Source organism: Priestia sp. P5_B4 (assembly GCF_056400385.1).
This window is the reverse complement of sequence record NZ_JBFULJ010000015.1, coordinates 16,289-34,815: the sequence shown is the minus strand read 5'-3', so window position 1 is coordinate 34,815 and position 18,527 is coordinate 16,289. Positions and strand designations below refer to the sequence as shown.

At 38.9% G+C, this 18,527-nt stretch carries 21 protein-coding genes and 1 riboswitch; of the genes, 13 read left to right on the top strand and 8 right to left on the bottom strand.

Annotation, left to right across the window (positions count from 1 at the left end; translation table 11 throughout):
* The 8 genes from AC1DRF_RS03815 to AC1DRF_RS03780 all read left to right on the top strand — a co-directional run.
* Positions 1-446 (top strand): PTS transporter subunit EIIC (locus tag AC1DRF_RS03815; RefSeq protein WP_477740350.1); only part of this gene is annotated, 446 nt, incomplete at its 5' end.
* Positions 443-1,453 (top strand): MupG family TIM beta-alpha barrel fold protein, encoded by a 1,011-nt coding sequence (locus tag AC1DRF_RS03810; protein ID WP_427075641.1) that lies wholly within the window; start codon positions 443-445, stop codon positions 1,451-1,453. The genes AC1DRF_RS03815 and AC1DRF_RS03810, both read left to right, overlap by 4 nt.
* Positions 1,454-1,668: 215 nt before the next feature.
* A riboswitch (TPP riboswitch) is annotated at positions 1,669-1,771 on the top strand.
* A gap of 114 nt (positions 1,772-1,885) precedes the next feature.
* Positions 1,886-3,163: an acetylornithine deacetylase gene (locus tag AC1DRF_RS03805; protein ID WP_318331008.1), complete on the top strand. Its 1,278-nt coding sequence runs from the start codon at positions 1,886-1,888 to the stop codon at positions 3,161-3,163.
* 5 nt (positions 3,164-3,168) lie between these two features.
* On the top strand, positions 3,169-3,840 hold the full coding sequence (gene tenA, locus AC1DRF_RS03800; protein WP_221840733.1) for a thiaminase II: 672 nt from the start codon (positions 3,169-3,171) through the stop codon (positions 3,838-3,840).
* Positions 3,833-4,597 (top strand): ABC transporter ATP-binding protein, encoded by a 765-nt coding sequence (locus tag AC1DRF_RS03795; protein WP_013081911.1) that lies wholly within the window; start codon positions 3,833-3,835, stop codon positions 4,595-4,597. Before tenA ends, AC1DRF_RS03795 begins: the two co-directional genes overlap by 8 nt.
* Positions 4,594-5,337: an ABC transporter permease gene (locus AC1DRF_RS03790; RefSeq protein ID WP_097824237.1), complete on the top strand. Its 744-nt coding sequence runs from the start codon at positions 4,594-4,596 to the stop codon at positions 5,335-5,337. The genes AC1DRF_RS03795 and AC1DRF_RS03790 overlap by 4 nt, the downstream gene beginning before the upstream one ends.
* The gene (locus tag AC1DRF_RS03785; protein WP_016763180.1) at positions 5,334-6,344 is read left to right on the top strand and encodes an ABC transporter substrate-binding protein; all 1,011 of its coding nucleotides are present in this window, start codon (positions 5,334-5,336) and stop codon (positions 6,342-6,344) included. Before AC1DRF_RS03790 ends, AC1DRF_RS03785 begins: the two co-directional genes overlap by 4 nt.
* Positions 6,345-6,430: 86 nt before the next feature.
* On the top strand, positions 6,431-6,676 hold the full coding sequence (locus tag AC1DRF_RS03780) for a ferredoxin (RefSeq protein WP_221840734.1): 246 nt from the start codon (positions 6,431-6,433) through the stop codon (positions 6,674-6,676).
* Between the two features lie 113 nt (positions 6,677-6,789).
* Here AC1DRF_RS03780 and hxlB read toward each other — a convergent pair whose 3' ends face one another.
* The 3 genes from hxlB to hxlR all read right to left on the bottom strand — a co-directional run bounded on the left by hxlB (position 6,790) and on the right by hxlR (position 8,620).
* A complete protein-coding gene (gene hxlB, locus AC1DRF_RS03775) occupies positions 6,790-7,347 on the bottom strand; it encodes a 6-phospho-3-hexuloisomerase (RefSeq protein WP_013055598.1) in 558 nt (185 codons plus the stop codon).
* Between the two features lie 10 nt (positions 7,348-7,357).
* The gene (hxlA, locus tag AC1DRF_RS03770) at positions 7,358-7,987 is read right to left on the bottom strand and encodes a 3-hexulose-6-phosphate synthase (protein WP_013055599.1); all 630 of its coding nucleotides are present in this window, start codon (positions 7,985-7,987) and stop codon (positions 7,358-7,360) included.
* Positions 7,988-8,254: 267 nt separating this feature from the next.
* Positions 8,255-8,620: a transcriptional activator HxlR gene (gene hxlR / locus AC1DRF_RS03765; protein WP_230183649.1), complete on the bottom strand. Its 366-nt coding sequence runs from the start codon at positions 8,618-8,620 to the stop codon at positions 8,255-8,257.
* Between the two features lie 252 nt (positions 8,621-8,872).
* Between hxlR and AC1DRF_RS03760 the strand changes: the two genes are divergently transcribed.
* Positions 8,873-9,454: a hypothetical protein gene (locus AC1DRF_RS03760; protein ID WP_043980198.1), complete on the top strand. Its 582-nt coding sequence runs from the start codon at positions 8,873-8,875 to the stop codon at positions 9,452-9,454.
* 16 nt (positions 9,455-9,470) lie between these two features.
* Positions 9,471-9,794 (top strand): DUF3243 domain-containing protein, encoded by a 324-nt coding sequence (locus tag AC1DRF_RS03755; RefSeq protein ID WP_013055602.1) that lies wholly within the window; start codon positions 9,471-9,473, stop codon positions 9,792-9,794.
* Between the two features lie 43 nt (positions 9,795-9,837).
* On the opposite strand, the gene AC1DRF_RS03750 is transcribed toward AC1DRF_RS03755, so the two are convergent.
* The 3 genes from AC1DRF_RS03750 to AC1DRF_RS03740 are packed head-to-tail and all read right to left on the bottom strand — an operon-like array spanning position 9,838 to position 12,233.
* Positions 9,838-10,023 (bottom strand): FeoB-associated Cys-rich membrane protein, encoded by a 186-nt coding sequence (locus tag AC1DRF_RS03750; protein ID WP_221840735.1) that lies wholly within the window; start codon positions 10,021-10,023, stop codon positions 9,838-9,840.
* 15 nt (positions 10,024-10,038) lie between these two features.
* Positions 10,039-12,009, bottom strand: coding sequence for a ferrous iron transport protein B (gene feoB, locus AC1DRF_RS03745; RefSeq protein WP_340447657.1), 1,971 nt, complete (start codon positions 12,007-12,009; stop codon positions 10,039-10,041).
* The gene (locus AC1DRF_RS03740; protein ID WP_025749730.1) at positions 12,006-12,233 is read right to left on the bottom strand and encodes a FeoA family protein; all 228 of its coding nucleotides are present in this window, start codon (positions 12,231-12,233) and stop codon (positions 12,006-12,008) included. The genes feoB and AC1DRF_RS03740 overlap by 4 nt, the downstream gene beginning before the upstream one ends.
* Before the next feature lie 178 nt (positions 12,234-12,411).
* Here AC1DRF_RS03740 and AC1DRF_RS03735 point away from each other — a divergent pair, with 178 nt between their 5' ends.
* The 3 genes from AC1DRF_RS03735 to AC1DRF_RS03725 all read left to right on the top strand — a co-directional run bounded on the left by AC1DRF_RS03735 (position 12,412) and on the right by AC1DRF_RS03725 (position 16,409).
* On the top strand, positions 12,412-12,897 hold the full coding sequence (locus AC1DRF_RS03735; RefSeq protein ID WP_078081507.1) for a GNAT family N-acetyltransferase: 486 nt from the start codon (positions 12,412-12,414) through the stop codon (positions 12,895-12,897).
* 187 nt (positions 12,898-13,084) lie between these two features.
* Complete coding sequence (locus AC1DRF_RS03730) at positions 13,085-15,460, top strand: YhgE/Pip domain-containing protein (RefSeq protein ID WP_322551755.1); 2,376 nt, start codon at positions 13,085-13,087, stop codon at positions 15,458-15,460.
* 97 nt (positions 15,461-15,557) lie between these two features.
* The gene (locus tag AC1DRF_RS03725; RefSeq protein ID WP_043980186.1) at positions 15,558-16,409 is read left to right on the top strand and encodes a class I SAM-dependent methyltransferase; all 852 of its coding nucleotides are present in this window, start codon (positions 15,558-15,560) and stop codon (positions 16,407-16,409) included.
* 57 nt (positions 16,410-16,466) lie between these two features.
* On the opposite strand, the gene rpoN is transcribed toward AC1DRF_RS03725, so the two are convergent.
* Both rpoN and AC1DRF_RS03715 read right to left on the bottom strand, forming a co-directional pair.
* Complete coding sequence (gene rpoN, locus AC1DRF_RS03720; protein WP_477740349.1) at positions 16,467-17,819, bottom strand: RNA polymerase factor sigma-54; 1,353 nt, start codon at positions 17,817-17,819, stop codon at positions 16,467-16,469.
* 197 nt (positions 17,820-18,016) lie between these two features.
* Positions 18,017-18,364 carry a winged helix-turn-helix transcriptional regulator gene (locus AC1DRF_RS03715; protein WP_034668472.1) on the bottom strand — a complete coding sequence of 116 codons (348 nt, stop codon included), beginning with the start codon at positions 18,362-18,364 and terminating at the stop codon, positions 18,017-18,019.
* Positions 18,365-18,527: the final 163 nt, after the last annotated feature.

The following is an 18,527-nucleotide window of genomic DNA, read 5'->3' as shown; positions in this document are numbered from 1 at the left end:
GTCTTACTCCTGTTCATTTAGAGCTTATCAATTCAATTGGAGATGATCCGCTTCTTCCTATACTAGCAATGGGCGGAGCCGGTCAGGTAGGTGCTGCTTTTGCTATTTATATCAAAACGAAGAAAAAACGTTTAAAGCGAGCAATTGGAGGCGCTCTTCCTTCAGGGCTGCTTGGAATCGGAGAGCCGCTTATTTTTGGAGTCACACTTCCTTTAGGGCGTCCATTCTTAACCGCTTGTCTCGGAGCTGGAATCGGCGGAGYGTTTCAGGCACACTTTCATATTGCAACTGTAGCGGTGGGGGTATCAGGTTTACCGCTTACGTTTTTAGTTCATGCGCATCAAATTTTTCTTTATTTACTTGGATTAGTTGTTGCTTATGCAGCAGGCTTTGTTTGTACCTATTTCTTTGGATTTAACGATGAAATGGCGAGGGAGTTTGAATGATCGGTATTTCGTTTTATTTAAATGATAGTGATGCCCCCGAAAAATTAATAGAAGCGAGTGAGTGCGGCGTTACACGTGCATTCACTTCGCTTCACATTCCAGAAGAAAAAGGGGATTTGGCTGAACGGGCAAAAGAATTGCTTCATGTGGCTAGAGATTGTGGAATAAGCGTGTATGCAGACGTATCTAAGCATACGCCAGTTCATTTAGGTATTGAAAGCCTTATGTCGCTATCTTCACTTGGCGTATCTGGTATTAGACTAGACGATGGCTTTAGCGCAGAAGAAGCTCTTTCGCTTGCGAATGAATTTTATATTGCTGTTAATGCAAGTACGTTATCCAAACAAGAAATTGAAGCACTCTTATCTGCAGGTCTTCATCATCATCAGCTGCTTGCATGGCATAATTTTTATCCGCGGCCTGAAACAGGGCTTGAAGAAACGTTTTTTCAACAGCAGACAGATTTATTTAATGAACTTCGTATTCCAGTCTGCGCTTATATTCCTGGAGAAGACGAAAAAAGAGGCCCTATTTATCAAGGTCTTCCTACTAGAGAAAAAGACCGTAATAGATGTCCTTTTACCTCTGCAGTAGATTTATACGGATGCGGAGTAGCAGAGGTTTATATTGGAGATCCATGCGCCGGTTCAAGTTTATTAAAGCGTTTGGTTCAATATCAAGAAAGCCGTATTATTCCGCTGCGCATTCGTTCACCTCATATAGAGGGAACGTACAGCGTGCGTCCGGATGTATCAAAAGACGTTCTGCGTTTAGTTGATACTCGATCTGTAAAACCAGTACCGCCATTTCATACAGTAGAGCGCAGAATGGGAGCAATTACAATGGACAATGATGGCTACGGACGTTACAGAGGAGAGGTTCAAATAGCTAAAACGAATTTGCCTGCAAATGCTAATGTGAATGTGATTGGGTATGTAATAGAAGAAGATCATGAGCTGCTTTCGTTAGTGAGACCGGGGCAAAAACTTGAGCTTGTCACTGTCTAAATGGAAAAAACGCGTATTTTTTAAAAAGCCGCTAACTAGTAAGCTTATAAAAGTAAAGAGCACACACTGCTTAAAAAAGGTGTGTGCTTTTTATTTTACTAAAAAGGAAACTATTTTCATTGCTGAATCATGAACCTTTCTATTGAATAAAACGCTTTACTATGATAAAACTATTACAGGTAAACATATGATAATCGTTTAATTTTATAGAGATACAACGCCACTAGGGGTGCTTTCTAAGCTGAGAGAGACGAGAAGTCTTAACCCTTATAACCTGAACTAGGTAATACTAGCGTAGGAAAGAGGTATTGTAATGGATGTTTTGTATGGTATTTCCTTACGAACTCGTTATAATAATTTTTTGTATATAAACAAAAACACTTCTTTCCTGCGAAAGAAGTGTTTTTTTATGCGTAAAGGAAGGTGTCATACATGGAAGAAACAATTGATTTGATTGTCAAACAGGTAGAGGAGCGCAAAGGGGAGCTAATCCAGTTAGTAAAAACGCTTGTTTCATATAAAACGCCGGCGCCTCCTGCACGAAATTCTCATGAAGCGCAGCGTTACGTAGCAGATTTCCTTAAAAACTGCGGTTTTTCCATCGATATGTGGGATTTATATTGCAACGATCCTATTGTAGTGGGCACGTTAAAAGGGAAAAAATCAGCTGACTATCAAAGCTTAATTATTAACGGGCATATGGATGTAGCTGAGGTACAAGAAAATGAAAAGTGGGAGACAAATCCGTTTGAAGCTGTGGTAAAAGACAACATGATAATCGGACGCGGAGTTGCTGATATGAAAGGCGGCTTGGCAGGAGCATTATTTGCAGTCCAGCTTTTAACAGAAGCAGGAATCGAACTGCCGGGAGACTTGATTTTTGAATCCGTTGTAGGAGAAGAAGTGGGAGAGGCAGGTACGCTGCAATGCTGTCAGAAAGGATATACAGCTGACTTTGCGCTTGTTGCTGATACGAGTGATTTACATATTCAAGGTCAAGGCGGAGTGATCACGGGATGGATTACGATAAAAAGCAGTAAAACCTATCATGACGGTACACGCCGAAGTATGATTCATGCTGGAGGAGGTCTGTTAGCTGCGAGTGCTATTGAGAAGATGGCAAAAGTGATCGGAGGGCTGCAAGAATTGGAGCGCCACTGGGCTGTTACAAAAAGCTATCCAGGATTTTTGCCGGGAACAAATACGATTAATCCAGCAGTAATCGAAGGRGGAAGGCATGCTGCGTTTATTGCAGATGAATGCAGGCTGTGGATCACCGTTCACTATTATCCCAATGAATCATACGACCAAGTATCAAAAGAAGTGGAAGAATACATTTTAGCTATTGCAAAAGCAGATCCATGGTTAAAAGATAACCTGCCAACCTTTGAATGGGGAGGCACATCAATGATTGAAGACAGAGGAGAAATCTTCCCGTCATTAGAAATTGATGAAAATCACGCTGGAGTACAGCTGCTTGCAAATACTCATGAACAAATTGAAGGGAAAAAGCCCCCAATCGATGTGTCAACTAGCGTAACAGATGGCGGTTGGCTAGCTGATGCGGGAATTCCGGCAGCTATTTATGGTCCGGGAAATTTAGCAAATGCACATGCTGTGAATGAACAATTAGATATGAATCAGCTTATTCAATATACAAAAGTGATGGTGCAGTTCATTTATACGTGGCTGCATACGCATAAGGAGTGATCATCATGAAATTTAGTGAACGATTATACGAAAAGCTGCAGCCTATTTGGCGTCAAAATCATAATCATCCCTTTGTACAGGGAATGGGAGACGGAACGCTTGAAAAGAAGAAGTTTCGCTTTTACATGATTCAAGATTACCTTTACCTAATTGATTATGCTAAATTATTTGCGATTGGAGCCATGAAAGCTACCGATGTTCAAACGATGGGGAAATTTGCTGCACTTTTGGATTCTACATTAAACGAAGAAATGAGCCTGCACCGTGAGTATGCCAAGAAATTTGAAATCAGCGAAAAAGAATTAGAAAAAGCGCAGCCATCTCCTACAACGCTTGCATACACACACTATATGCTGCACGTTGGTCAAAGCGGAACATTAGCTGAATTAGTGGCGGCTCTTTTGCCTTGTATGTGGAGCTATTGGGAAATAGGAAAAGAACTCAGTGAAAAGCCTGGAGCTAACAATGAGTTTTATCGTGAGTGGATTGAAATGTATAGCTCAGAAGAATTTGGAGAACTAGCGACATGGTGTATTAATTTATTCGACTCACTTACTGAAGACAAATCAGAAGCGGAGTTAGAAAAGCTCGAAGAAATTTTCTTAAATACAACGCGTTTTGAGTATATGTTCTGGGATATGGCTTATAACGAAGCGATGTGGCCAATTCATGAATAAGTCTGTGTTATCTTTTCAAAACGTCAGTTTTACGTACAAAAATGGTGATCAACCGATTTTAACATCATTAAACTTAGACGTGAAAGAAGGCGAGTTTGTCAGTATCGTTGGAGCGAGCGGTTCTGGGAAAAGTACGTTGTTTCGTCTCATTACAGGTCTTGAACAGCAGAGTGAAGGCGATATCGTGATTAACGGACAGTCTTATGAAAAGCGGCTTGGAAAAGTAGGCTACATGCCGCAGCAAGATTTGCTTCTTCCGTGGCGCACGATTTTAGACAATGCAGCGCTGCCGCTTGAGCTTCACAATGTGTCAAAAGCAAGTGCTCATAGGCAAGTATCTCAGCTGCTCGAAGAGTTTGGTTTAAAAGGGTATGAAAATCGTTTTCCAAGTGATTTATCTGGAGGGATGAAGCAGCGTGTTTCTTTTCTGCGAACGGTATTAAGCGGTTCTAACGTACTGCTTTTAGATGAGCCTTTCAGTGCGCTTGATGCCATTACGCGTTTGTCGATGCAAGAATGGCTGCTTGAACAATGGCAAAAGCGTAAGCACACCATCTTATTTATCACTCATGACGTAAACGAAGCGCTTTTTTTATCAGATCGTATTTTTATCTTTTCAGACAAGCCGGTAAGTCATCTTGAAGAGATTCAAGTGCCGCTTAGCAGACCTCGAACGCAAAAAGATTTGAATCAACAGCGTGTGCTTGACGTAAAAGATTATTTAATTGAACAGCTTAGATCGAAGGTGAACACATGAAAAAGTACGGAGCTTCAGTGATATTAGTAGTCATTTTACTGGTTGCTTGGGAAATTGGAGCACGCATTGTAAACTATCCGTTTATTTTACCAACGCCCACCGGTATTTTAACGAAGCTTTGGGATTTGCGAATGGATTTATTGTTTAAGCATTTACCAGCTACGTTATCTATTGTCGTAATTGGGCTAGTTATATCCGTTGTGCTAGGGGTTCTGCTGGCCGTGTGGATGAATTGGAGCTCGCTTATTGAGCGTGCTTTCTATCCGCTTATTATTGCGTCACAAATGATTCCGACCATTGCCATTGCTCCTGTATTTGTTCTCTGGTTTGGCTACTCCATTTGGAGCAAAGTGATTGTGACCGTATTAATTACGTTTTTTCCCATTACCGTTAGCACGTTTGACGGGCTTCGTTCCACRAACAAAGAGTTAAAAGAACTCATGTTAACGATGGGAGCAACAAAAAAAGATATTTTCTTTAAGTTGAACATTCCTTCTGCACTGCCTCATTTTTATTCAGGGCTCAAAGTAGCGGTTACCTTTAGTATAATAGGTGCTGCCATTGGCGAATGGTTAGGTGCACAAGCAGGCTTAGGATATTTCAGTCGTCGTATGATGACACAGTTTGATGCAGCTGGTGTATTTGCACCAATTGTAATTTTATCCGCKCTTGGTATTTTATTCTTTATTATTGTAGTAGGTTTTGAAAAACGTTCATTAAAGTGGAGGAAAACAGAATGAAAAAATGGTTTGTAATTGGCTTAAGCCTGATGCTTGTTTTGATGCTCGCTGCTTGTGGTCAGAACAAGGAAAATAAAGCTGGTGACAGTAAAAAATTAAAAGACGTTACAATTATGCTTGATTGGTATCCAAATGCAGTGCACAGCTTCATTTACGCTGCACAAGAAAAAGGATATTTCAAAAAAGAAGGGCTGAATGTAAAAGTACAGTTTCCTGCTAATCCAACAGACTCGCTTAATTTAGCAGCTGCTGGGAAAGTTACGCTCGGCCTTTATTATCAGCCTGATGTAGCAATGGCACGAGCAAATGAAGATGTGCCGGTAAAGTCGGTAGGAGCAATCGTAAGGTCTCCGTTGAACCGAGTTGTGGCGCTGAAAGATAGCGGTATTAAGCGTCCTAAAGATTTAGAAGGAAAAGTAGTAGGCTACAGCGGAACACCATTAAGTGAATCTGTTCTAAAGAAAATGGTGAAAAGCGATGGAGGAGATCCGAATAAAGTCAAACTAGTAGACGTAGGATTTGAGTTAAATTCATCGCTGATTAGTAAAAAAGTAGATGCCGTAATAGGGGCATATATTAATCATGAAGTACCATTGCTTCACAAAAAAGGATACAAAACGGTTGACATTGATCCTTCGGATTACGGCGTACCATCTTACTATGAGCTAGTGGCAGTTACTGGGGATCAAACATGGGCAAAAGATTCTGATACGATTAAAGCGTTTTGGCGTGCTGCGACAAAAGGATATGAGTACACAGAGAAGCATCCAAAAGAATCACTTCAAATTCTATTAGATAACCAAGATAAATCAAACTTCCCTCTTGAAAAAGACGTGGAAACAAAAAGTTTAAATATTTTACTTCCGAAAATGAAGTCTGAACACGGATTTGGCAGTCAAACGAAAGAATCATGGCAGTCAAATGTGGACTGGTTAAAAGAGTCAGGATTAATTAAGAAAAAGCCAAATGTAGATGAAATGTTTGAGAATATCGGAGAATCTAAGTAAATAATTTAAGACGAATTTAAAAAAACCTTCTTATACTGAACGTAACTTTCTGAAAGAGAAAGTGAAAAGGTAAAGGAGGTTTTTTTATGGCTTTTACGATGGTAGATAAGGAAACATGTATTGCTTGCGGAGCATGTGGAGGGAGCGCACCAGATCTTTATGATTATGATTCAGAAGGTCTTGCTTATGCGGTGTTAGATAACAACGAAGGAATAAAAGAAGTTCCTGAACATCAGCAAGATGAGATGGTGGAAGCGTATGAAGGATGCCCAACAGACTCGATTAAAGTTGCAGAGCAGCCCTTTTATGGAGATGCAACAAAATTCGAATAGGTTTTTTGAAAAAAAGTTAATGATAAAGTACATTTAGTTATGCGATAAATAAATATTTGGTGAAATAGAAAGTTTCAAAACAAAAAAGGTCTTGCCTAGAGCAAGACCTTTTTTTATTCTAAATTTGCATGCTTTCCGTACATTGTATGAGTATCAAGTTCTTTCTTCTCCATGAAGCGAAGAATCAGCGCATCGTAAAAGAGAAGAAGCGTTTGTTCAAACAATGATGCCATAGGCTGTACTGTTTGATAACTGCTTTGTTCTTGATCCTTAGGAGCACCAGGCAGCTTCACGATAAAGTCAGCCAGCTTGCCAAGCGTGGAGTCGGGAGAAATTGTGACTACTCCAACTTTTCCTCCAAGTTCTTTTGCTTTTTGAGCGATAGGAATCAAGCTCTTCGTCTCGCCAGAACCTGATCCGATGATTAATAAATCATCCTGCGTGAAAGTGGACGTCACGGTTTCTCCAATGACATAAGCATCAATGCCCATATGCATCATACGCATAGCAAACGACTTGCCCATAAGACCTGAACGGCCTGCTCCAGTGACAAACACTTTTTTAGATGAGATGATGCCATTTACAAGCTGCTCAGCTTCATCATCAGCGATTAGAGCTGTTGTTTGTAAAAGCTCATTCATAACTGTTTTTAAATGTTCGCTCGTCTGCATAGAAAGCTCCTTAATTTGTAATAAGCTCTTTCATTTGAGAAGCAACTGATTTTTTATCGTCTTGGCTCGTGATTCCTCCGCCAACGATAACAAGATCAGGCTGTGCTTTTACTACTTCAGGTAAAGATTCTAATTTAATGCCGCCAGCAACGGCTGTTTTTGCATTTTTTACAACGCTTTTGATTGTTACTAAATCTTCAAAAGAGTTTTGGCCAACTGCTTGAAGATCGTATCCTGTGTGTACACAGATATAGTCAACGCCAAATTCGTCTAGCTCTTTTGCGCGTCCTTTAATATCTTTTACCCCAATCATATCGACAAGAATTTTTTTACCTTGTTTTTTGGCTTCTTCAACTGCACCTTTGATTGACATATCTTCAGCAACACCTAAGATGGTAATGATGTCTGCTCCAGCTTGAGAAGCTTGCTGTACTTCATAGCCAGCTGCATCCATAATTTTTAGGTCAGCTAATACTTTTAAATTAGGAAATGCTTCTTTAATTTCTTTAACGGCGCGAAGCCCTTCATTGATTACAACGGGCGTACCGATTTCCACGATATCAATATGTTCTTCAACTTCTTTTACTACCTCTTTTGCTTGAGAGATATTAACAAGATCTAATGCTAATTGTAATTCCATTCTACTCCACTCCTTACAGAAATGTATAAATACCTTTTGTGCTTTTTTATATATAAAGCAGCTGGTGTAGTTATTGTACCCCCAGTTTGAGGTTCTTAAAAGTACGCACTTTTCCCACAAATAGTGTGGGGAATGATAGTATACAGAAGTATACTAATGGACATATCAGTCTTGTAACCGCTTAATCTTCATTAAAAATGCGGATGATGTTGAGTAACATCATCCGCATAAAAAATAAAAACTATGGAATAGAAGGAGTAGTTTCCATCATTTAATTAACGTTTCCGCCTTTTGTTCTTGATTGGGCAGCACTGTATCACGGTAATTTTTACCCCAATCATACATGGCTGTCAAAATGGGCATTAAACTTTCTCCTTCTTTTGTAAGTGAGTATTCGACTTTAGGTGGTACAACAGGATAAACTTTACGGTTAACAATTAAATCTTCTTCCAGTTCCCGCAGCTGGTTAACCAGCATGCGCGGCGTAATATCAGGAATAAGCGATTTTAGTTCCCCGAACCGTTTTGTTCCTTCACGTCCTAAGTGCCATAGTATCAGCATCTTCCATTTTCCACCGATAATAGCAAGCGTTAATTCTTTTTCACAGTTAAATTCCTTATTAAGCTGGCTCAATTGCTTCACCCCTATGACCAATAGTATAAAATTTATTTTAAAGTACTTCTTATTATACCGGTGCTGACAATCCTTTTACAAAAATCCGGCTTGCGCTTTTCCGTTAAAAAAGGGGAGCTTTTTTATTACATAGTTATTCTTGACTAGTGGGAGCTAAAAGGTGGCCTTTAGTCATGTTTTTTGTGTTCAATTGTTTAAATATAAAAAAAGATGGGAAATCACTCAATAACAATGCTAAAGGAGGCAGTAAAAATGGAAAGAAGCCGATCTGAATTACAAAACCCTGCTTTAAGCAACAGTGCAGGCATTAATAACGACGTAGGAATCAATAACAATCCACAGACAGCTAATAGCACTACTGCTGTTAGCACTGGAAAAAGCTGCAGCAGCAAGCTAGTAAAAGGTGTTGTTGTCGGGGCAGTTGTGGGTGGATGTATAACATTACTTGATAATAAAACTCGCTCATCTGTTAAAAGAAGAGCCGTTACATTAAAGGACTCTTCTGCAAACATGATTAATCAAGTAAAAGAGAACCCTCAAGAAACAAAAGAAAAAATGGTGCAGCAAATGAAAAACGCATCGAATCTTTTAAAAGATGCAATTAATGATGCTAAACATTTGTACGAGCGTGTAAATGAAGATTTCTTTAAGCAAGCAGAAGATGTGAAAAGCGTTACGCATGATGCAAAATCGACGGTAGAAGATGCTAAAAGTGATTTACAGCAAATTGGTGAAAAAGTGAAAGATGCAACTTCTGAAATAAGTAAGGAAAAGATGACGCCAGACGAAAAACCAGAAGCTGAGCGTGAAAGAACATACCAGTCTATTCACTAAAAGGGAGATGTTAACTGTGAGTCAAATGAATGAAGGAACTACAAAAGACATGAATAAAATTGAAGAAACGGCAGATAATTTAGGGACGGAGAAAAAAGAAGCAATTTTGCAGAACTTTGATACGTTTACCGATTATTTAAGTCAAAAAGTTCATGTCGGTAAAAAGCTCGGGTTAAGTGAGGAACAATTAACGGCCGCTACAAAAAAAGTGGCTAGCTATTTAGCCAAAAATGAGGAGCCTCGAAACCGAGAAGAAAAAGTCCTTCATGAGTTATGGAAAGTCAGCAGTGAAGAGGAAAAGGAAGTCCTTTCTCATCTCATTTTAAAACTAGTTGCGTAACATTAAAAAAGCATCCCATCTATCAGGATGCTTTTTTAATGTATTAAGATGATTGATTTTGAGCCTTTTGAATCGTTTTATCCCAGTCAATACCGCAATCATCCGTTGCACAAGAAGATTGCTGTGCGCAGCTTGCACATTTTCCCTGAGTACTCTTGCGGAAGAATTTTGTCATATGATAAAGGGCATATCCAAATATCAAAACCCCAATTAAAATGTTAATAATCAATGTTATTCACTCCTTTTAAGAAAAACCAAGTACTTTTCCAATAGTGTGTACAAGCAAAGCTACGAGATAAGCGACAACCAAAGGGTAGGCCACAGCAAATGCTGTCCATTTCAATGAGCCGGTTTCTCGTCGAATAACAGCGACGGTTGCTAGACACGGAACATAAAGAAGAACAAACACCATAAACGTATAGGCTGTTAGCGGTGTAAAGAATGTCTTCATTGTGTCGCCAAGCTGTCCTTCTTGTACTTTATAAATGATGCTCATAGTCGAAACAACCACTTCTTTTGCTAGGAAGCCTGTAATCAGTGATGCTACAGCTTGCCATGTCGCAAAACCTAAAGGTATAAATAGCGGAGCGATAGCACCTCCAATAATAGCCATAAAGCTATTTTCCATATCTACTCCAAAACCGCCAGGGCCAGCGTAAGATGATAGCCAGATAAATACAGAGCCAGCTAAAATAACCGTACCTGCTTTTCGGACGAAATTTCGGCCTTTTTCCCACGTGCTTCTCCAAAGAGTCTTGGCTTGAGGTACGCGGTAAGGAGGAAGTTCAACAATGAAAGTTGATTGTTCGTCTTTAAGAAGCGTTACTGATAAAATTTTCGTTACAACAAGTGCTAAAATAATGCCAAGCAAGTACATAGAAAACACCACAGCTGCTCCGTTTTGTACAAAAAACGCACCTACAAACAAAGCGTATACAGGAAGGCGTGCTGAGCAGCTCATAAATGGATTTACTAAAATGGTCATAAGGCGCTCTTTTCGCTGTTCAATTGTACGCGCGGCCATGATCCCTGGTACGTTACATCCAAAGCTAATAATCATCGGAATAAATGCTTTTCCGTTCAAACCGAAAAATTCCATGATACGATCCATTACTACAGCAATTCGAGCCATGTATCCTGAATCTTCAAGCAGGGAAATGAAAAAGAACAGGACAAAAATTTGTGGTACAAATACTAGTACGCCGCCTACGCCTGCGATGATGCCGTCCACAATTAAATCATGAATAAATGGAGCGGCACCAGCTGCATTTAGAAGAGAATCAGCGCCTTTACTAAGCGTTCCGCCAAAAAAACCGTCCAGTTTATCAGAAAGAGGAACGCCAATCCAAGTAAACGTAATATTAAAAATCAAATACATTAAGCCAAGAAAAATAGGGAGACCAAGCCACTTATGCGTCACAATTCGATCGATTCGATCTGTGAAGGTTAGAGGTGTTTCGCTGCCCTTTATGATACACTCGCTGGAAATGCGTTCAATAAATGCTGTACGCACGTCGAAGAAATGCTCGCTAAGCGGCTTGGTTAATTTTTGTGCAGCCGCTTTTCGAAGCTCAAGCAGCTCTGAGTAACTCGTTTTTTCTTTTAATGTTGATTCGATTACGCTATTTTCCGCTAAAAATTGAATGGCAATCCATCTGCTGACATCCGCTTTTGTTTGAATCATATGAATTGCTTGTTCAGCGGTTTCCCCGTAATTTAATTGAAATGAAGGGGCTTTTAAATCTTGCTTCAAAGTGGAGAGAAGCTCATTAATTCCTTTTCCATTGCGGGCAATAATTGCAGAAACCGGAATATGTAATGATTTGCTAAGTTTTTCTAAATGAAAAGTTAATCCACGTTTTTCCGCTACATCAATCATATTTAAGCCGATTACTAATGGCTTTCCATATTCCAATGCTTGAATAGTGAGGTGCATGCTTCTTTCAAACTGAGAAGCGTCTACAATATTCAGCATACTGTTAAATTCTCCGGTTAACAAAAAGTTAGTTACCACTGCTTCATCTGAAGAAAGAGGAGTAAAATCATACACACCCGGCAAATCAACCAGCTGGCTGTTTTGCTTTTTAATAGACCCAACTTTCTTTTCAACGGTTACACCGCTCCAATTTCCTACGTATTCATAGGAATCTGTTAATATATTGAATAAAGAAGTTTTTCCTGTGTTTGGATTTCCTAAAAGTGCAATTGTACTCATGCTGTCTCAACCTCAATTTTAGCCGCATCGCGTTTTCGGATGCTAATCATTTGACCTTGACATTCAATAATACAAGGTCCCCCTAAGATGGTTTTTTGCTTCATGCATAGTTCGCAGCCTTTTTTTACTCCAAAAGAAAGAAGGCGGCGTTCTAATGATCTATCTAAAAATTCAATGTTTTTAACTTTTACTTTGTCGCCAATACTCACGGTAGTTAAATTCATCATTCAGCACTCCTGTTAATGATAATCATTTTCAATTTGTATCTATCTCGATTATACATAAGGTTCTAAAATCAATCAATGCTTCTAGAGCGTTACAATTAAAAATATATATTTATAACTATATTTTTCAGGTGAAATTATGTACGATTTTAGCAGCAAATTGTCAGGAGGGATGTGAGTGGAGGTAATCATTCGCAAAATGAGAAAAGAAGATATTACGTCTGTTCAATACGTCGCAAAGATGAGCTGGTATGATACATATGAAGGGATTATTCCTAGAAGCGTTCAGAATCGGTTTCTTTCAGAAGCATACTCCAATAAAAGGCTGCTGTGGCGCTTGCGCAATTCGTTCATTTATGTGGCAACTATTGATGAGAAAATCGTAGGGTACGCTAACTTTTTCCGACTACAAAACAGAGGGGAAATAGAACTAGGATCTATCTATATACTTCCTGCTTATCAAGGAAAAGGAATCGGTTCGCAATTGTTAGAAAAAGGAATGAAGCGCTCGAAGGAATTAAAAATCGTTTACATTAACGTAGAAAGGGAAAACGGAATAGGCCGTGCTTTTTATCAATCAAAAGGTTTCCAGCTCGTGGATGAATTTGATGATGAATTTGAAGGGCACTTGTTAAAAACGATGCGGATGAAGTTAATGATTTAAGCCTATAGCATGAACGTTATCTTAAAAAAGCTGATTTTAAACTTTCTGCTAAAATCAGCTTTTAATTACAGAATAACGATTGACCTTATTCTTGTGAATATGGTAACATTAATCAGAACTTAATGACCGAAAATGTTTTTCGGTCAAACAGTCAGGCGGAAGTAAGGATTATTGGAGGCTAAAAAACATGAATATGATTAAAGGAGAATGGAAAAAAATCTTTTCCAAACCAATGACTATTGTTGTGATTTGCGGATTGTTATTTGTTCCATTACTTTATAATGTCATCTTTTTATCTGCTTACTGGGATCCATATGGAAAAACAGATCAAATTCCAGTTGCAGTGGTAAATGAAGATAAAGGTGCTACGTTAGATGGAAAGAAATTGAATGTCGGTCGTGATTTTGTTGATGATTTAAAGAAAAATGATAAATTTGACTGGAAATTTACGAACAAAGAAAAAGCGTTAGAAGGCCTAAAAAATGAGGACTACTATTTAGTTTTAGAAATTCCAAAGAATTTCTCCAAAAATGCAACAACATTAATGGATAAAGATCCTAAAAAAATGAAATTTATCTATCATACAAATGCCGGAAAGAACTATTCAGGCGCTCAAATTAGCTCAAATGCAGTGGCTAAAATCAATGATCAGATTAAAGAAGCAGTCACAAAGCAGTATGCTGAAACGGTATTTGACAGCTTTAAGCAAGTAGCGGACGGTCTTCAAAAAGCAAGTGACGGTGCAGGAGAGCTCGAAAATGGCTCAAAAACGCTGCGGGATAACATGAAGAAATTAGCAGACAGCACGGTTACATTCGAAGACGGTACAGCTAAATTGGCAAGTGGGTTAACGGATGCACGAAAAGGAGCAACAGATTTAAATGCAGGTGCAGCTAAGCTCCTAAACGGTGCGGATAAGATTAATGAAAACTTAGGCAGTCTAAACAGCGGTTTAGGAAAGTTAGAAAGTGGGAGCGGACAGCTTTATGCGGCTTCTAAAGAACTTGAAACAGGTGCGGGAAAGCTTAGTAATGGATTAGGACAACTACAAGACGGAACTGCAAAACTGCAAGGAGCAACACAGCAGCTCAATGAAGGAACAAAGACACTTCAAGGGAAACTACCACAGTTTACAAGCGGCTTAAATCAAGTGGACGCTGAAGTGAGCAGCGTTACGCAGCAAATTAATCAAGCGGAACAGGAAATTACACAGATTAAACAGCAGGTTGATTCAAAAAAAGCAGAGTTTGAACAGCAGCAGCAAGCCCTCATTGACAGCATTAACAGCAACGAGTCCATTCCTGATGAGCAAAAACAAACGCTGATTGCAGGAATTAAAAAACTCACGTCTCAGCAGTTTATGGATGAACAGCAGCAAAAAGCAGAGCAGCTAAAAGCAAAAGTAGATAAAGTGCAAGAGTTATCAGCAGCGCTTCAAAAGCTCTCTAAAGGCGGAGAAGATATTCAAAGCGCTATTAATAAAATTGCTGATGGACAAAGTCAGCTGTACAATGGCCAGACAAAATTATATAATGCCCAAACTCAATTATACAACGGTGCTGTTAAACTAGCAGACGGAGAAAAGCAGTTCAACAGCAAATTTGCAGAATTAAACAGCGGTATTGCTGACGCTCATACAGGAGCTGGAAAGCTTGCTGACGGGCAGCAGCAAATTGTGGATGGACTTAAGAAGTCTGAACAAGGAAGCGCAGCGCTAGCAAATGGTTTAACACAGCTAGAAAACGGGGCAACCAAATTAGCAAATGGTTCTAAAGAGTTAACAAATGGTTCGTCCAAACTATATGATGGTTCATCTAAATTATCAGATGGAACAAGCGAGCTTCATTCATCTTTAGCAGATGGTGCAAAAGATGCAAAAGATGTTAAAGCGGATGATAAAACATATAGCATGTTTTCAAATCCAACGGATTTAAAATCAGATAAACAAAACAACGTAGATAAGTACGGTGTCGGATTAGCTCCATACATCTTATGTATTGGCTTGTTTGCGGGAACGTTAATGTTCTCAGCGGTATATCCAATGAAAGAGCCATCAATTCGACCGACATCAGGCATTTCGTGGTTCTTAAGTAAGTTTAGTGTCATCACTATTGTAGGTATGCTGCAGGCAGCGATTGCTGTTACAGCTCTTCTATGGGGCTTGCATTTAAACGTAACAAGCATTTGGCACTTCTATATCTTTACCATGATTACAGGTGTGACGTTCTTTACACTTATCTTGTTCTTAACAACAGGGTTAGGAAAAGTAGGGCAGTATTTAGCCTTCATTATTCTGCTGCTTCAAATTGGCGGCAGTGCAGGTACATTCCCTAAAGCACTTGTGCCGGAATTCTTCCAGGCAATTAATCCGTACTTGCCTATGACCTATGCAATTCGCGGTTTCCGTGAAATCATCTCAATTGGTGATGATTTCGGCTATGTATGGCATCAGGCTGGCGTACTTGGAATCTTTGCAGCAATCTTCATCACTCTTTCATTGATAATGTTTTATATCAATGCCAGAAAAGAGAAGCATCACACAGAGGARGAGGCAGCAGCATAATTTAACTAATATAAAAAGAGAGTTCCAGTTTAAAAAGGAACTCTCTTTTTCTTTATGATAGTATAGGTTTACGTATAAAAGAGGGGAACGTGAATGCATGCAGCTTACAAAATTTTCGGTATATGAAAGTGATCGTGTAAAAAAGTGGCAGGAAGGGCTGAAAGAATGGGACGGTTCAATATCGGAACGGATGATAAACGACCGAGCTGAAGATGAATTTTGGCAGCAGTATTTAGAGAAAATGTCTTTTAATTCAGTAAATGACCCTGTAGTAAAACAGCTTCAACAAGAACTTCTTGCTTTTTTGAATCCAAATGACTCTGTTATGGAAATTGGCCCTGGCTGGGGAAATTATACGTTTTCGATTGCTGATTATGTAAAAGAACTTACGTGTATGGATTGTTCGCCAAGCATTATTCGCTACTTACAAACGCAATCAGATGCCCGCTCTAATCTAAAGTTCATAGAAGGTAAATGGGAGTATGAGCGTCTAACAGATAACTACGATGCCGTAGTAGGAATAAACTGTTTTTACCGTATGCATAATATTGTCGATGGTCTCTTAAATATGAACGATTCGGCTAATCGTTTGGCGGTTATAGGCATGTCAACGGGTCCAGAAAAGCCTCACTACGTAGAGTTACATAGAAAGCTTGGGTACGAGATTAAATGGCGCCGTAAGGAATATATTGACTTACTAAATATTTTATATGAACTGGGTATTTACGCAGATTGTAAGCTGGTTCCTATAACCAAAACGGTAACTTATGAGACGTACGAAGATCTCATCAAGAAGAACTCGACAAAGGTGCTTTCTAAAGATATTGACAAGTTAGAAACTGAGAAGATTATTTTACAGCATGTAAAGAAAATAAATGGCACATATGAATATACGTATCAATATCATATGGCTTTTATTTATTGGAAACCGATAAAAAGAACCCGTTGAGTAAAATCAACGGGTTCTTTTTAGTAGGGATAAAGCTGTAATTTAGAATAAGCAATATTAAAATCGTCGCCGCTTAGAAGAACTTTCAATTCCTGCTTCTTCACGGTATTTAGCTACTGTTCTTCTTGAAATCTGAATTCCTTCGCTGGAAAGAAGAGACATGAGCTTTTGATCTGAAAGAGGTTTTAATTTATTTTCTTCGGCAATTAATGTTTTGATTTTTTCTTTTATAAAGGCAGTAGAATTGCTTTGTTCGCCATCAGTTCGCTCTAAAGAATTGGTGAAAAAGTATTTTAACTCAAACAGCCCGCGTGGCGTTTGAATATACTTTCCGTTAGTCGCACGACTTACCGTTGATTCGTGACAGTCTATTTTTTGAGCAATATCTTTTAAGTTAAGCGGCTTTAGCCCCGAAATACCCATTTCAAAAAAATCTTGCTGATGTTCCACAATGGCTTTGGACACGTTGTAAATCGTCGCATTACGCTGCTCAATACTATTGATTAGCCAAGTAGCTTCATGAATTTTTTCCTGTACGTATCGATCGGTTGTTACGCATGCAGAGCGATGAACCAGCTTTTGATAGGTGCCGTTAATTTCGATGGGCGGAAGCAGCTCGCTATGAAGAATAACATGATAGCGGCCGTCAACTTTTTGTACCGTTACATCAGGCGAGATGTACTTTGTAAGCGGGACGTGGAAATCTCCTGCTGGACGAGGATTTAATGTCCGCAAGCAGTCAACAATTTCTTGTACTTCACGCATCGAAATAGAGTATTTTTTTGAAATGTTCCGATATTTTTTGTTAGCAATATCTTCAATATCGTGTTTTACCACGTCGTATAAAAGAGGAGACTTTGACTTTTTGGCCTTAATTTGAATAAGCAGTGAATCGACAAAATTTTGAGCGCCCACGCCAATCGGATCAAAGCTTTGTAAAACGTGAATCATATCGTTGACTTCGTTAATTGAAACATTCAGCAGTTCGGCTGCCAATTTTGGCTCAATTGCTAAAAAACCGTTTTTATTTAAGTTTCCAATTAGAAATTGAACGATGTGTTTTTGGTGTGAGTGTAAATGATTTAGCATAGACAGCTGCTCTAATAAATGACTCTCTAATGTCACAGTTTGATCAGATATATAATTAAACGGATTATAATCGTCATCGGTATAACCTTTTGAATATGAACGCTGTTCTCGAGTATCAAATGAATCTTTTTGCTGAGAGTCGCCAGCAGACAGTTTAATCACAGGATTTTCATTGACTTGCTGATGAAGATAATGAACTAAATCGGCCGTAGAATAATTTAAAATGTTGATAGACTGACGTAATTCAGGTGTCATGGCCAATTTTAATAGTTGTTTTTGGGATAAATCTAAACCTAATTGCATCATTGAATCACCTATCATTCTTGAGTTTTATTTCGACAATTCTGGCTGCATCGTTCGACATCATCATAGCTGAAAATGCGAAAGAATTCTATAGTGTTGTCAGATGTTCTTACACAGGGGCTAATTGCAAGAAAGAGTAGGAGAATAGATAAAACAAAAACGAATAGCTCCTGGCAATAGCTATTCGTTTGTTTTAACAGAGCCGCTAGGAGAACTTAGCTGCAATTTGGGGTGTTTCCCATTCTTCTATCTCCCCATGCGCACATCATATTTAAAATTTCTCGTAAGGTTTCGCCTTCTTCACTGAGTGAGTACTCTACTTTAGGAGGAACTTCATTGTATACTTTTCTATTAACCACACCGTCTTTTTCTAATTCTTTTAGCTGTTGAGACAGCATTTTTTTGGTAATAGCAGGCATAGCTCGCTGAAGTTCACTAAAACGTTTTTCACCTTCTTTTAATAGGCATAAAATAACGACTTTCCATTTCCCGCCGATTACTTCAAGCGTTGCTTCAACAGGTACATTATAGTGGGGTGCTTTCACCGTTAATCCTCCATTCATAAACAGATATGAAATATGGATATAATAATTTAATATCCATAGACCTAGGTTACCGGGAAGGTACCTGGTTACATGAAAGTGCCGTCTTTTGTAAACAACATGTATTTATTATACTGAAAAAGAACTTTTAATTGAAGGAAGAAATGTAAAAGGGGAGATCTTG